13 protein-coding genes and 1 pseudogene are annotated in these 13,511 nt (G+C 67.3%); 5 read left to right on the forward strand and 9 right to left on the reverse strand.

Going from position 1 to position 13,511, the window contains the following annotated elements; translation table 11 throughout:
- Positions 1-141 precede the first annotated feature (141 nt).
- Positions 142-516: a helix-turn-helix domain-containing protein gene (locus FHP25_RS23370; protein ID WP_331461699.1), complete on the forward strand. Its 375-nt coding sequence runs from the start codon at positions 142-144 to the stop codon at positions 514-516.
- A gap of 201 nt (positions 517-717) precedes the next feature.
- Here the strand turns inward: FHP25_RS23370 and FHP25_RS23375 are convergent, their stop codons facing one another.
- The gene (locus FHP25_RS23375) at positions 718-2,169 is read right to left on the reverse strand and encodes a GH1 family beta-glucosidase (RefSeq protein ID WP_147849385.1); all 1,452 of its coding nucleotides are present in this window, start codon (positions 2,167-2,169) and stop codon (positions 718-720) included.
- A gap of 165 nt (positions 2,170-2,334) precedes the next feature.
- Here FHP25_RS23375 and FHP25_RS23380 point away from each other — a divergent pair, with 165 nt between their 5' ends.
- Complete coding sequence (locus tag FHP25_RS23380) at positions 2,335-3,036, forward strand: aspartate/glutamate racemase family protein (protein ID WP_147849386.1); 702 nt, start codon at positions 2,335-2,337, stop codon at positions 3,034-3,036.
- Positions 3,037-3,244: 208 nt separating this feature from the next.
- Here FHP25_RS23380 and FHP25_RS23385 read toward each other — a convergent pair whose 3' ends face one another.
- On the reverse strand, positions 3,245-3,610 hold the full coding sequence (locus FHP25_RS23385; RefSeq protein WP_178133732.1) for a hypothetical protein: 366 nt from the start codon (positions 3,608-3,610) through the stop codon (positions 3,245-3,247).
- Positions 3,611-3,685: 75 nt separating this feature from the next.
- A complete protein-coding gene (locus FHP25_RS23390; RefSeq protein WP_147849388.1) occupies positions 3,686-4,072 on the reverse strand; it encodes a hypothetical protein in 387 nt (128 codons plus the stop codon).
- A 182-nt stretch (positions 4,073-4,254) separates the two neighbouring features.
- On the opposite strand from FHP25_RS23390, the gene FHP25_RS23395 reads away from it, so the two are divergent.
- Positions 4,255-5,004, forward strand: a complete 750-nt coding sequence (locus FHP25_RS23395; protein ID WP_147849389.1) for a formylglycine-generating enzyme family protein — start codon at positions 4,255-4,257, stop codon at positions 5,002-5,004.
- Positions 5,005-5,045: 41 nt separating this feature from the next.
- On the opposite strand, the gene FHP25_RS23400 is transcribed toward FHP25_RS23395, so the two are convergent.
- The 6 genes and pseudogenes from FHP25_RS23400 to FHP25_RS23425 form a co-directional block, all read right to left on the reverse strand.
- Positions 5,046-5,558 (reverse strand): hypothetical protein, encoded by a 513-nt coding sequence (locus FHP25_RS23400; RefSeq protein WP_147849390.1) that lies wholly within the window; start codon positions 5,556-5,558, stop codon positions 5,046-5,048.
- Between the two features lie 125 nt (positions 5,559-5,683).
- Complete coding sequence (locus tag FHP25_RS23405; protein WP_147849391.1) at positions 5,684-6,565, reverse strand: hypothetical protein; 882 nt, start codon at positions 6,563-6,565, stop codon at positions 5,684-5,686.
- Between the two features lie 2 nt (positions 6,566-6,567).
- Entirely contained in the window at positions 6,568-6,855 is a 288-nt protein-coding gene (locus tag FHP25_RS23410; RefSeq protein ID WP_218578536.1) for a hypothetical protein, read from the reverse strand.
- A 164-nt stretch (positions 6,856-7,019) separates the two neighbouring features.
- Positions 7,020-7,199: pseudogene (locus FHP25_RS23415) on the reverse strand (hypothetical protein); the annotation flags it as partial.
- A 412-nt stretch (positions 7,200-7,611) separates the two neighbouring features.
- On the reverse strand, positions 7,612-8,904 hold the full coding sequence (locus tag FHP25_RS23420) for a baeRF11 domain-containing protein (protein WP_218578537.1): 1,293 nt from the start codon (positions 8,902-8,904) through the stop codon (positions 7,612-7,614).
- 711 nt (positions 8,905-9,615) lie between these two features.
- Complete coding sequence (locus FHP25_RS23425; protein WP_456243304.1) at positions 9,616-11,025, reverse strand: MBL fold metallo-hydrolase RNA specificity domain-containing protein; 1,410 nt, start codon at positions 11,023-11,025, stop codon at positions 9,616-9,618.
- A 10-nt stretch (positions 11,026-11,035) separates the two neighbouring features.
- On the opposite strand from FHP25_RS23425, the gene FHP25_RS23430 reads away from it, so the two are divergent.
- Entirely contained in the window at positions 11,036-11,308 is a 273-nt protein-coding gene (locus FHP25_RS23430) for a hypothetical protein (RefSeq protein ID WP_178133733.1), read from the forward strand.
- The gene (locus FHP25_RS23435) at positions 11,305-13,509 is read left to right on the forward strand and encodes a DUF3987 domain-containing protein (RefSeq protein WP_147849393.1); all 2,205 of its coding nucleotides are present in this window, start codon (positions 11,305-11,307) and stop codon (positions 13,507-13,509) included. The genes FHP25_RS23430 and FHP25_RS23435 overlap by 4 nt, the downstream gene beginning before the upstream one ends.
- Positions 13,510-13,511 lie beyond the last annotated feature (2 nt).

Here is a 13,511-nt window from a genome sequence, read left to right on the forward strand (position 1 = left end):
ACATGCACGGCGATGTCCTTCGGCGCCCGGCCGTGCGCCAATCCACGCCAGAGTGACCGCGCACAGGTTTCGTGCGGCAGCCACCGGTATCCGGTACCATGCTCCGCGTGCAATACGAATCGGCCCGAAAGGCCACACGACATGAGCAAGACCGGTACTACGCGGGTGACCGTGAAATCTGGTGAGCCCCTGCCTCGGGGCGACACCGATTGGGCGCGACTCGATGCCATGACAGATGAGGAGGTGGTAGCGGCCGCCCTGTCCGACCCTGATGCGCAGCCTCTCACCCCGGAGCAGCTAGCGAGGATGCGTCGGGTATCGCGCGTCAAGGTTCTGCGACGGCGCCTCGGGATGACGCAGATGGAATTTGCCGAAGCCTTCCACCTCCCGGTCACGACTTTGCGCGATTGGGAACAGCGCCGTAGCACGCCGGACGCGCCAGCTCGCGCGTTGTTGTTGGCCATCGAGCGCGATCCCAAGGTCATGCGGAGATTGCTTGCGGACAGGGCGGCGTAGCCTCGGCGACACTGTCGACCTGCGGAGCGCTGCATCGTAGCGCTCCGGCTGATGAATGCTGCCCACCTTCATCGACCGTTGGCATGCCAAACGCCAAACCGCAGAACATCGGGTTCCTTGCCTCCACGTTCGTGTGCCACGCGCGCAAGAGCTTGCGCCTTGGTCGTGTGATCGCCTTGAGCTCCCTGACGGGCATGTTGGCTACGCCAGCGCATTGCGCGCAATGATCTCCCGATACAACTCCGCGCTCAGCTTGGGCGTGCGCTTCTGCGTGGCGTAGTCGACATGGTGCAGCCCGAAGCGGCTGGCGTAGCCGTCGGCCCATTCGAAATTGTCCAGCAGGCTCCACAGGAAGTAGCCGCGCACCGGCACGCCCGCCGCGGTGGCGCGCTGCAGCTGGGTCAGGTAGTTGCGCAGGAACATCACACGGTCGGTGTCGTAGACGATGCCGTCGGCGGCCGGCGTGTCGGTGCCGGCGCAGCCGTTCTCGGTGATGTAGATGTCCTTCACGTCCCATAGCCTCGCGACATGGCGCGGCCCCCAGTGGAGCGCCTCGGGTCCGACCTTCAGCCATGGCGTCTGCATGTGCGGGAAGCCGGCGGTGATCGGCGCCAGCGCGAAGCCGGAAGGCGCATCGGGCGCCGCCCGCACGTAGTTGTGCGGCGCGTAGATGTTGATGCCGACGAAATCCAGCGGGCTTGCGATCGCCGCCAGGTCCTCGGCCGTGAAGGTCGGCGCGTCGGCGCCGGTCCAGGCCAGGAACGCCTCGGTGTAGCGTCCTTCCAGCATCACGGTCAGGTAGCCGGCATTGAGCTCGCGCGTGGCGCGCTCGGCGGCGCGGATATGCTCTTCGGTCTCGATCACCGGCACGCAGACATTGATGTTCTCGGCCGGCCCGACCTTGACATCTGGCCGCGCCGCGGCGCGGATCGCCTGCACCGCCAGGCCATGGCCGAGCACGGCATGGTGGCGGGCCTGGTTCAGGCGCCTGGGCGGCAGCTTGAGGCCGGGCGCGTGGATGCCCTGGCCGTAGCCCAGCTCGATGAACGCCGACATCTCGTTGTGCGTGAAGAGGTGCTTGACGCGATCGCCGATGCGGGCGGCGACGTGGCCGGCATAGTCGGCGAAGGCGCGGGCGGTGTCGCGCGACTCCCAGCCGCCGAGGTCCTGCAGCGCCTGCGGCAGGTCCCAGTGATAGAGCGTGGCCCAGGGCGCGATGCCGTTCGCCAGGAGCGCGTCGATCAGCCTGTCGTAGAAATCCAGCCCCTTGGGGTTGGCCGCGCCGGTGCCCTGCGGGAAGACGCGCGGCCAGGCGATCGAGAAGCGGTAGGCGCGCACGCCCAGCGCCTTCATCAGCTGCACGTCGTCCTTGTAGCGATGGTAGTGGTCGACGGCGATGTCGCCGGTGTCGTCGTTCCGCACCTTTCCGGGCGTATGCGAGAACGTGTCCCAGATCGAGGCGCCGCGGCCGTCCTCCTGGACGGCGCCTTCGACCTGGTACGACGCCGTGGCCGTGCCCCACAGGAACCCAGCCGGAAATCCCGGCGGGGTCGATGCCGCTGGCTGCGCCTGGGCCTCGAAGGACGCCGCCGATCCCAGGGCGGACGCACCGGCGGCCTTGGCGAAGCCGCGTCGTGAGAAGCGCGTGAGCATGGCGGCCTCCGGCCTGTGGGCGCTTGCAGCGCCGGGTGGCGCCATAGCACCACGGGTCATCGTGCGGCACCATAGCCATCCCGACGCGCCGGCGGCGCCCATGCATGGTTTCTGTCGCGCCGCGACGCTAGGCTGCGCGCCGCCGAGGACACCAGGACCATCACCATGCCGCAGCATATCGGAATCGTCGCCTGCTCCGCCGAAGGGGCGTCGCTCTGCTATCGCACGATCTGCGTCGAGGGTGCGCAGCTGATGGGGCCGCACGCGCATCCCGAGGTCTCGATGCACACGCCGTCGCTGGCCGACTATGTCGCCTGCCTCGACCGCGGCGACCTGCAGGGCGTGGGCGCGCTGATGCTGGCCTCCGCCCGCAAGCTGGCGGCGATCGGGGCGGACTTCCTGATCTGCCCCGACAACACCATCCACCAGGCGCTGCCCCATGTGGAGGCGCAGTCGCCGCTGCCCTGGCTGCACATCGCCGATACGGTGGCCGCGCAAGCCGTCACGCGCGGGTTCCACCGCCTGGCCGTGACCGGCACGCGCTGGCTGGTCGACAGCGAGGTCTATCCGCAGAAGCTCGCCGCCTGCGGGCTGGAATATGTCCGGCCCAGCGCGGCCGAGTGCGACGCGATCAACCGCATCATCATGGACGAGCTGGTCTACGGCATCTTCAAGCCCGAATCGGCCGCCGGCCTTCGGCAGGTCGTCGCGCGCATGAAGGACGAGGAGGGCTGCGACGCCGTGGTGCTGGGCTGCACCGAGCTGCCGCTGATCATGGACGACGCCAGCTCGCCGCTGCCGACGCTCGATTCGACCCGCCTGCTGGCCCGCGCCGCGCTGCGCCGGGCCGTGCAGGGGCATGATTGAACCCCCTTGCCACCGTCTCCTCGCCCCGCGGCAGCGGGGAGAGGAAGGGGGCCATGCCGAAGGCATGGGAAGGTGAGGGGTAGAAACGATCAAGCCATGCGGCAAAAATAGGGACTGATCGCTCGTACCCCTCACCTTCCCATCGCTTTGCGATGGGCCCCGCCCTCTCCCCGCTGCCGCGGGGCGAGGGGTGAACGCGACGCAACCCTCACACGCACCCGCCGGACCCGACCTTCCGCCTGAGCGCGGCGATGCCGTCCCTGGTGTTTCCACGGCGGCAGTTCTCCACCGCCGCATCGGCCTCGAGCATCCCCTGGTAGCTGCTGCCCTGTGGGCTCTGGCCGCCGGTCGATCTGTAGCGCCAATACTGGGCATAGAGCTCTTCGCAACGCGCCAGCGCGTCCTGCGGCGATTGGCCGACATCGGAAGCGGAGGCGGTGGGCGCGGCGCACTCGACGCAGCCCGCGACCGCGAGGGTGCCCAGCAACGACATGCATGCGATGATCGACCGTGCGGCAGGCGTCGGATCGCCGCGCGCGTTGCAGGTCGTCCGGCGTGGCGTGGCTTGGGGCATGTCGCCAATCCCCTGCGTCTTCCAGGTGCAGACTGTAGCGCGATCCGGCGTTGCACCACAACGCGGCCACCACCATCACCCGCACCCGCCCGATCCGACCTTCTGCCTGAGCGTGGCGATGCCGTCCTTGGTGTTGCCGTGGCGGCAATTCTCCACGGCTGCTTCCGCCTCGAGGATTCCCGCGTAGCTGATGCGCACAAAGCGGTTGTTGACCGGCATGTAGCGCCAGTACTGGGCGTAGAGCGCCTCGCAGCGGGCCAGCTCGCTGGACGGTGGCTGGCCGTTGTCGGAAGCGGCGGAGGCGGGTGCGCCGGGGCATTCGCCGCAACCTGTCAGCGCCAGGATGCCCAGCAACGACGTGCATGCCGCTATCGGCCGGACCAGGCGCATCCTCGCCGCGCCGGCTTCAAGGTGGCGGCCGATGCGGCACAGGACGCCGTCACGAAGGGTATGCTGCCTCATCCATCCTCCAACCTGGCTTTGTGGATGCCGCCGGCACGCCGGCGGGGTACGTTGCATTGTGCCAGTGGCGGCAGGCACCGGCGAGGTGGCCGTTCGGGCCTTCGGCGTCATCCCAAGCCCGAAGGATCCAGGCGGCGCTGCGGCACCAGGTCTGATGGCCCTGGAAGAGTAGGAGTGGGGCGGTGGAAACGCAGGCGGAATGCTGCGGGCATTTCAGCGCCGGCGCCGGGATGCCCGACATGGTCGTCATTCCTGCCGGACGATGCGAGATGGGTGCCCGCGACGGCGAGGAGGGCCAGGAAGACTGTGAAGGGCCGCGCCATGTCGTCGTGATCGCACGTGCATTCGCCTTGTCGCGAACGCCCGTGACATTCGCGCAGTGGGACGTGTTCCTCGCGCATGCGCCGGCGGCCCACCGTCCCGCGGACGAAGGGTGGGGGCGGGCGGGCCGGCCGGTCGTCAACGTCTCCTGGGACGATGCCCAGGCCTATGTGCGCTGGCTGGCGGCGCGCTGCGGCCGGCCCTGCAGGCTGCCCAGCGAGAGCGAATGGGAGTATGCAGCCCGCGCCGGCACGCAGACCGCCTATCACTGGGGTGAGCCTTTCGAGGCCGGCCGCGCCAACGGCATCGACAGCGGCTGCGAATGGAGCGGCACGTGCTCGTCGCCGGTCGGCAGCTTCGCGGCCAATGCCTTCGGGCTGCACGACATGCACGGCAATGTCTGGGAGTGGGTGGAGGATTGCTGGAACGAGTTCTATCTCGATGCGCCTGATGACGGGTCCCCCTGGCGCGCCGGGCGCTGCGACGCCCGCGTCCTGCGCGGCGGCTCATGGTGCGACCCGCCCCGCCTGCTGCGCGCCGCTGCCCGCAACCGCAATAGCCGTGGCTTCCGCTGCAACGACTACGGCTTCCGCGTTGCGCTCAGCCTGTAGGCCGGCATTTTCTGTGACTCCCAAGCGCAGCGAGGGAAACGCTACAACGGAACGCGGTAGCTGATGGGGTTGGTGACGGCCGCGCCGCCCGGGCTGACTGTGGCCCCGCGCGCGTCAGCCCAGCCATTGAGAGGGGGAGGCGGGTAGAGCACCGACGTCGAGGCGAGAATCGTGCCGCCGCGGCCCAGCATGGCCGGCCCTGCCGCGCGAAGGAAGGCGTCGCCCGCCGGCCCCTGGCCGAGGTCGCCGCATATCCAGTAGATCCAGGCGTATGGCGTCAATGCGCTGAAGCAGACATTCCTCAGCAGACCTATCGTGCCGGCATCGAAGGCGATGCTTTGCAGGAACGTCTTCTGGGTTCGGACGATGCCCGGTGATCCGTGCAGGTAGAACCACAGAACGCCGATCTGCTTGCCGGCGAGACGTCCAAGCTCGTTGATGACGTCCTGGCGGCTGGTGACGTGCGTCCAGATGCTGCCGGGTTGATTGTTGTTGGTGCACATATACTGGCGAAAAGGGTTGGTGCTGTCATCGTACAGGTGCAGCGTCAGCATGAGTCCCTCGCGGATTTGCGTAGCGCAGCCGGCATCGGGTCATCCTGTCAGCTGGACACCGCGGTCCGCTGGTGCATTCCAAAAAAAGTTGGACGGTTGGCCGCCACGCCGCACGGCGCGGGCCTCTATCGCGCGTGCCAGGGGAGCCGGTCGTACATGACGCCGACCCGGCAGGCGAGGCCGACGCCAGGCGACGACAGCTCGGCGCCGGCAAAGAACATGACGCCTTTCGGCCCGGTGTCCAGGACCAGCATGGCGAAGATGGTGGGGTCGCCGGACTGGAGATATCGGTTCAAGGCATCGAGCATGCGCCACGGCGGCATGCCCATGCCGAAGAACAGCATCGACGGCGATGTGCCCAGCCCGTAGGCGAGGCTGAATTCCGCGACCAGCGTGCCGTGGCAGAAATCCTCCAGGGTCAGGTGATTCCGCCAAGGCGTGCGCCGGATGATGCCGTATGTCGGGAAGAACCAGGGTGAGCCCGATCCACCGAACATGCTCTTGGGGAGGTTCAGGGTCAGGCCACCCGCGATATTGTAGAAGCGCCCGGTCACCTGCGCGGCCGTGTGCTTCACGTCGACGGTCATGTACTGGCCGCTGATGAAGAACCCGGACAGATTGAATCCCGCCGTTCCCTCCAGCTCCCAGTCGCAGGTGAAGAAACGGTTCCATATCCAGTCGAACAACGCCTTGACGCGGTTCTGCGGGATCTTCGGCTCGGTTTCCGGCGGTCCGATCACCGGCGTCCCGTTCACCGGTGCTTCGTCCGGCAGCGGGTCGGGGTGATACAGGGTCGCGCCCGTCCTGATCAGGTTGGGGTTGGGGACGTCGCGGTAGAGGTTGGTGCCGATCTTCTCCTTGAACTTCCTGATGTGATTGAAGTCGCCATAGATCGCCATCGAATACTTGCTCAACCAGTCGCCTTGCCTGACCAGGATCGAGCGATCGACGTTGATCGTCACCTCGTAGCCGCCGCCTTCGAACGTGTGAGGCAGGGTGTATGTCATGGTCAAAGCCCCCTTGTGCATGCGGTTGCGCGGATGGCCGTGGCCGTTTGCCGGCGGCTTTGGACGCGGGCGCCGCGCAGCTGCGCCAGCCGGCAGATGTTGACTGGCAGCAGCAGCGCGTGAAGCAGCAGCACCGGCACGAGGCCCCCGAGATAGCCGTAGGTGATGAAAGCCACGTTGCTGGCGATCGCCACCCAGCGCAGCGCGCGCATCGAGCGCATGCAGAAGGTCGCGAGCACGAGGCCGGCGGCGCCGTAGCCAACGCCGTCGATGATCGGTAGATCGCTCATCCTGCTTTCCTTTCGCCGCGCTGAGCCCGGCGAGATTAGTGTGCTCGCACTCGTGGTCGAGTGGTCGCGCTGGACTGCAATTCCTACCGATCGCGGCGCGTGCGCGCTTGGACTGGCACGTCAATTGAGTAGGACGAAAGCGGCCTGGCTGCCGTGCGATCGGGTCAGTGTTGGCGATGGTGTCGCGCTCTGCGGCGGGGCTGGGCCGATGATCGGGTTGCCATGGCGGGCAGGCTGACGATGGGATCGTCGCGCAAGGGAGCAATGGTTTTCAGGGGCATGCAGCGGGCGCGCCGGACGGCCCGCTCGTCGGTCCATTCGAGCAGGATGGCGCCGACGAGGCGGATGGCAGAAGGACCGAGAGAAGATCAACCACAGAGGCACAGCGCAGCCCTTTGGCCGCAACCAAATAGCGGAGGAGTGCTTCATGGTGAGCACAGGTGAATGCTTCGCATTCACCTGTGCTCACCATGAAGGCTATCCAAATCACCGCGGCTCGCGGAGATTCTTGAGGTCAGTAGTACAGAGACACAGAGGAGCACAGAGAGAAAAGACGGCGCGCCTTCGGCGCGCCGCAGCATCTCTGTGAGGCTCTGTGTCTCAGTGCCTCTGTGGTTAAGTCTTCAAGTCTCGGCCACCGAATGATGTGTTCGGCGCACCGCAAGGTCGTTCGCCGCGTTCACGACGACACGAGGCCGAGTCTATCCGGTCGGGATATGCCCTGCCAGGCAAGCACCGGCCGGCCGGTTGCTCTTGTCAACCGGCGTAGCGCAGGATCGCCGCCAATGCGCCGCCGCCGGGAACCTCGTCTCGCCTGACGGCGAGAACGCGGGCGCCGCTTTCAAGCGCGCGTCCGATCGTCTCGTCGATCACGCCATAGGTTCCGGGCCCTTCCTCGCTGAAGGTGACGGCGCCCGTTTCCGCGTCGACCGTGCCATGGATCACGGTGTCGATATCGACGATCAACGTGTCGATCATCCCGAATGTCGCGGCCCGCGCCGCATCCGCGATATCCGTGATGGTGCGACCGGCGCCGGCGCGGGTCTCGAACAGATCGCGGATCTGCGCCACCTCGCGGGCGTAAAGCGCGTCCAGCAGCGGGCGGGCAGCATCGGCGATCGCCGCCTCGCTCGAACGATCGTCGGTCGCGGCCAGGTTTTCGGGCAGCAGCTTCGGATGGCTGTTGACGGAGCGGAAGATCGCCGCGAGGGGATCGCGGGCGGCGAGAACCAACGGCACATCCTTGCCTGACAGGACCGAACGGATCGCTGCGTCGACCTTCCGGGCATATTGGGCAAGACGCACCTTCTGCCCCTCGGCGCCCATGACCCGGCGCAGCGAGGTGCGGTTGTTGAGCGAGGATGTCCCGACCGCGCTTGCGGCATTCTTCGGCAGGTCCGGCACCTGGATCAGCCGGGCAGGCAGATCGGGCAGGACCTCGACCAGCCGGACATCGTTCTCCGAGATCGCCAGCACGAAGGCGTGATGCGGGAAGGTGATCGCGCGCAGCAGCGGCTTCATGTAGAAGCGATCCGCCACCTCGACAAGCGGCTGAAGCCTGTTGGCCAGACGGAAGGTCCGGATGTTGTCCGGCGTCGCCAGCACAGCAAGCGAATGGTTCTGGAAGCGCCAGAAGTTGTCATCCGCGAGAAGATCGTCGAATTGCTCGGCGAGCAGATCGAGCCGGCGCCTGTCAAAGCCCGCTGCCTCGAGCTGCGCCAGCGCCTGCTTGGCGAGATTGCCGAACGCCGTCGCCTCGACGCCGCTGTCCTGTGCGGCAGGCGTGGTTGGAAGATAGATGGAAACGCAGGCATCGGCCCGCGTGGCCCTGAGGCTCTTGAACTCCTGCAGGCTTGGCATTTCAACGTAAGGCATGGAAATCCTGTGGCTCTCTGCAACGAATGGAACGAGGCGCAGGGCCTCGCGCCAGCTTGTCGGACTGATCCGGAGTTTCCTTTGGGACAAAGCCGGGCAGTCGTCCTTGATCGATATCAAGCCCTTCGTTGGCAGGTCTGCCTGAACCCTTCGCTCCAACGCGAACCTGAGCACGGGAACGTGTGCATGAAGACCCGATCCGCGGGCTCTTGAAGGCGTATCGAGCTCAGGCAGAGGCGTGGTTCTCACAGCTGTTATCGTGAGCGCAGCGAAGGATCTTGCAGTGGTGATCCCAGGCACCGCAGGTGCTGGTGATCGCTGCACTCGGAGTTTGAGACCCTATCCTTCCTCCTCCGGGGCAGGGCATTCGCATATGCTCCTACCGTCATCCCGAGCGCCCCCTTCGACAGGCTCAGGAGAGGGATCTCCCGCGAATTTGCGCACCGTGCGCCTTGCCGCAGGAGATCCCTCTCCTGAGCCTGTCGAAGGGGGCGCTCGGGATGACAGCGAGGTCATATGCGAATGCCCTGCCCTCCGGGGAAGGATTAAGTCACTGAGGAAGACAAGATCGATTCAATCAACGGAGACGGAGATATAGCGGCGCGCCGAAGGCCCGCGGTCCTTTCTCTCTGTGCTTCTCTGTACTACTGACCTCGAGAATCTCCGCGAGCCGCGGTGATTTGGATAGCCTTCATGGTGAGCACAGGTGAATGCGAAGCATTCACCTGTGCTCACCATGAAGCACTCCTCCACTATTTGGTTGCCGCCAAAGGGCTGCGCTGTGCCTCTGTGGTTGATCTTCTCATGGTCCGCGTTCGACCCACCGCAAGGTGTTTCGATGCCCGCTGGGCGGCGTCTGGAGAGGGCACGAAGAAACGGCCACCTTCACAGGCGGAACTCCTGGTCCTGCCGCGGAACGACACCCGGCCAACCCAGCTCCCGCTCGATCCGCACACGCAGCGCTTCGGATGCTTCCGGCTCGCCGTGGACGATGAACACCTGCCGCGGAGCCCGCTCGAATCCCGAAAGCCAGCGCATCAGCTCGTTGCTGTCCGCATGAGCGGAAAGCATGTCCAGCTGCGCTACCTCCGCGTTGATCGGCACCCACATGCCATGGATCTTGAGCTCCTTCGCTCCCTGTTGAAGCGAGCGTCCTCGCGTTCCCGCAGCCTGGAAGCCCGAGAGCAGGATCGTGTTCTTGGGGTCCGGGCCGAAGGCCTTGAGATGGTGCAGGACGCGCCCGCCGGTGGCCATGCCCGAGGCCGAAATGACGATCTTCGGAAACGGGCTCGCGGTAATCGCCTTCGACGCCTCGACGTCATTGGTGTAGCGGGCGATGCCGAAGGCGTCGCGGCAGGTCGCGCGATCCAGGCGGTGGTCGCGCGCATGGCGGCTCATCAGGTCCGTGGTGTCGATCGCCATCGGGCTGTCGAGGTAGATCGGGATGGAGCTGAGGCGGCCCGCCCGCTTCAAGGTCCAGAAGCAGTAGAGTAGCTGTTGCGCCCGGCCGACGGCAAAGGCCGGTATGATGAGCGTGCCGCCGCGTCTTATGGTCCGTTCCGCGATCGCGCCCAGGGCTTCGGTCGGATCCTCGTCGGAATGAGCCCGGTTGCCATAGGTCGATTCGACCACGATGTAGTCGGGATCACCTCCCGCGACCGGGTCGGGAAGCAGCGCATCGCCGTATCGGCCGATATCGCCCGAGAAGACCAGGCGGCGGCCTCCCCAGTGGATCTCCGCATGCGCTGCGCCGAGGATGTGCCCGGCATGACGGAACCGCAGCGTCGCGCCGTTCGGGAGCCGCACGACCTGATCGAAATCCGCCGTCGAGAAATGCTCGATCGCCCGCTGCGCATCCCGCACGCTGTAGAGCGGCAGGGCGGGCTTGTGCTTCGACAACTGGTAGCGATTGAGGAAGTCGGCGTCCTTCTCCTGCAGGAAGCCGCTGTCCTTGAGGATCAGTTCCGCAACATCGCGGGTTGCTTCCGTCGCATAGACCTTGCCGCGGAAGCCGTCGCGGACAAGCCGCGGCAGATATCCGCAATGATCGAGATGGGCGTGGGTCAGAACGACGGCGTCGATATCGCGCGGCGGGACCGGAAGCGGTGCCCAGTTCAGCTCACGAAGGTTCTTCAACCCCTGGAACAAGCCGCAATCGATGAGTATGCGATGACCGTCGAGCTCGAGCAGATGCTTCGATCCGGTCACCGTCCCGGCCCCGCCGAGCGACCTCAATGTAACCACGTTCAATCTCTCTTGCTGGCTTGGGATTGGTTGGCTCAAGAGAATGGACAAGCAGAGCCGGATGCTCGAGGTCAAGCGCATCGTGATCGTTGGCTGCTGCCCATTGCCTGAAGCCGAAAATAAATCCGTTCGTCGCTTTTTGGACTCCTTGTTGCCGGCTGGGGCGCTGCGTATATTCAGCGCCAGTCAACGCGTGCCTGCCGCCGGGGCCAACGGGCGCTTTCGTGGGCCCCGCCGCAAGGGGCGATGCCGCCGCCGGGCATCTGAAACGGGCGTTCCGCCGGTTGCTGCCGTCAAGCAACGCTTTGTTTCCCGAACGGATGTGACGTCATGAGCGCGCGCGATTTCGAGGCGTTGACGCATTCCCACTATGGCAAGCCGCTGCGCTGGTGGCGCTACGGCGACGATTTCGCCGTCGCCAGCGTCGTTGCGCGCACCGGCCGTCTTCTGGCCCTGCCGGCAGTCCGCAACGGCGCGCATTGCTACTGGGGCGAGCCGGCGCCGCCGCTGCCGCTCTATCGTGCCGCGACGCTTGAGCTGCGGGCGCAGGCGCCGGTGCTGGTCGTCCAGGGCGAAAGCGCCGCCGACGCGGCGGCCGGGCTGTTCACGGACCATGTGTGCATCACATGGGCGGGCGGCGGCAACGGTGTCGCCAAAGCCGATGTCATGCCGCTGCATGGCCGCGACGTCATCCTGTGGCCCGACAACGATGGCGCCGGCGCGACCGCGATGGCCCGGCTGGCGACGCGGCTGCGCGGCGTGGCCCGCACCGTCGTGCAGGTCGCGGTGCCGCAGGCGTGGCCGGCATCATGGAACATCGCCAGGCCGCTGCCGGCCGGCATCACGGCCGAGACCCTGCGCGCGATGCTGCCCGGCATGGAACTGCACGGCGGCACCAGCTTGCGCCGGGAAGATCACGACTGTCATCCCGAGCGCAGCGAGGGATCTCCCGCGAATGGCGCACCGTGCGTCTCTCGCAGGAGATCCCTCGCTGCGCTCGGGATGACAATGAAGATGTGCGATCACCCTGCGCCGACGGGAGAAGCGCCCGTGACCCAGCCTGTCCAACCCGAGCCGCCGTCGGTCCCGCCATCGGCACCTGACGGCGCCTGGCCGGCACCGGACCGGTCGCTGCTCGACGACCGGCAGGGCGATGTGCCGGCATTTCCAGTCGAGCTTTTGCCGGGCTTCTGGGCCAGCTGGTGCGATGGTGCCGCGCGCGGCCACGGCGTGCCGGTCGACTATGTGGCGATGGCGCTGCTGAGCGCGGCGGCCGGGCTGATCGGCGCCGCGCGCTGCGTCGGTCCGGTGCCGGGATGGACGGAGCCCTGCTTGCTGTGGACGGTGCTGGTGGGGCCGTCCGCTTGCGGCAAGACGGCCGGCATGGATGCCGCGCTGCATCTGGTGCGTGCGCTGGACCGCGAGCTCGAGCCGGCGAACGCCGATCTGCTGGGCCGGCACACCGTGGCGCAGGAGGAGGCGCGCTGGGCCGCCTTCTGGTGGCGCAAGATGATGCGCCGGGCCGTGATCACCAACCGCGAGCGGCCGCCGATGCCCGCCGCCGTGCTGCAAGCGCCGGTCTTCGCGCCGCGCCGGCTCGTCCTCGAGGGTGCGGCCGTCGACACGGTCGCCGGCGCGCTGCGCGGCAATCCGCGTGGCCTGCTGCTGGCGCCTGACGGACTCGCCGCCTGGCTCGACACCGTGGCCGGCGCCGGCAAGGCGGATCCGGCGCGGGCGTGGTGGTTGAAGGCATGGTCGGCTGGCGGCGGGCCGGTGCGGCGTGCCGGCGATCAGGCCTGCGGCGCCGCCAGCGTCCTGGGCGCGATCGAGCCCGATGCGCTCGCCGCCGCGCTGGCCGGCGACGACGACAGCGTCGGGGCGCGGCTGCTGTTTGCGCAGCCCGGGCGCGGCCCGGTGGCGGTGTTGGGGGAAGGGGCGGCGGCGTTGGCGGCGCCGGCGCAGGCAGCGCTGCGCCTTTTGCGCGACATACCCGACACGCCGCGCACCCTGGCGTTGTCCGCCGGCGCGCAGGCGGCCTTCGAAGGCTTCCGGAAGATGCTCGATATCGATGGGCTGGAGGATGCCGAAGCGGCGTGGTGCAGCCGCGGGCCCAGCCTCGTGCTGCGCCTCGCCGGCATCTGGACCTTCCTCGACTGGGCGGCGCAGGCCACGGGCAATGAGCCTCGCGCTGTCGGGGCGCCGGCGCTGACGGCGGCAAGCGATCTCTGGCTGCGCTATCTGTGGCCGCATGCCCGATCGGTGCTGGGCACGATCGGTACTGGCGGCCGGCGGCGCCGGATGCGCAAGGTGCTGCTGTGGATACGGCGCCGGGGATTGGCCGAGATCGGGCGCGAGGATGTGTGGCGCCACGCCCGCGCCGCCCGCAACGCGCCGGACGCCGATCTCCTGCTGGATGGGCTCGTGGCCGCCGGTTGGCTGCGGCCGGTCGATGCCATCAGGGCAGGGCGGGGCCGGCCGCGGCTGCGCTGGCAGGTGAATCCCGGGCTGCTGGATGGGGTGACCCATGAAGCGTGACA

It is taken from the genome of Vineibacter terrae (assembly GCF_008039615.1).
Classification (GTDB): domain Bacteria; phylum Pseudomonadota; class Alphaproteobacteria; order Reyranellales; family Reyranellaceae; genus Vineibacter; species Vineibacter terrae.

Excerpts from the sequence above, each read along its gene's own strand:
- FHP25_RS23375 (WP_147849385.1), bottom strand. The coding sequence starts at position 2,169 with ATGCTCACGCGCTTCTCACGACGCGGCTTCGCCAAGGCCGCCGGTGCG.
- FHP25_RS23435 (WP_147849393.1), top strand. The coding sequence starts at position 11,305 with ATGAGCGCGCGCGATTTCGAGGCGTTGACGCATTCCCACTATGGCAAG.
- FHP25_RS23405 (WP_147849391.1), bottom strand. The coding sequence starts at position 6,565 with ATGACATACACCCTGCCTCACACGTTCGAAGGCGGCGGCTACGAGGTG.
- FHP25_RS23400 (WP_147849390.1), bottom strand. The coding sequence starts at position 5,558 with ATGCTGACGCTGCACCTGTACGATGACAGCACCAACCCTTTTCGCCAG.
- FHP25_RS23430 (WP_178133733.1), top strand. The coding sequence starts at position 11,036 with ATGCTCGAGGTCAAGCGCATCGTGATCGTTGGCTGCTGCCCATTGCCT.
- FHP25_RS23380 (WP_147849386.1), top strand. The coding sequence starts at position 2,335 with ATGCCGCAGCATATCGGAATCGTCGCCTGCTCCGCCGAAGGGGCGTCG.
- FHP25_RS23410 (WP_218578536.1), bottom strand. The coding sequence starts at position 6,855 with ATGAGCGATCTACCGATCATCGACGGCGTTGGCTACGGCGCCGCCGGC.
- FHP25_RS23370 (WP_331461699.1), top strand. The coding sequence starts at position 142 with ATGAGCAAGACCGGTACTACGCGGGTGACCGTGAAATCTGGTGAGCCC.
- FHP25_RS23390 (WP_147849388.1), bottom strand. The coding sequence starts at position 4,072 with ATGAGGCAGCATACCCTTCGTGACGGCGTCCTGTGCCGCATCGGCCGC.
- FHP25_RS23385 (WP_178133732.1), bottom strand. The coding sequence starts at position 3,610 with ATGCCCCAAGCCACGCCACGCCGGACGACCTGCAACGCGCGCGGCGAT.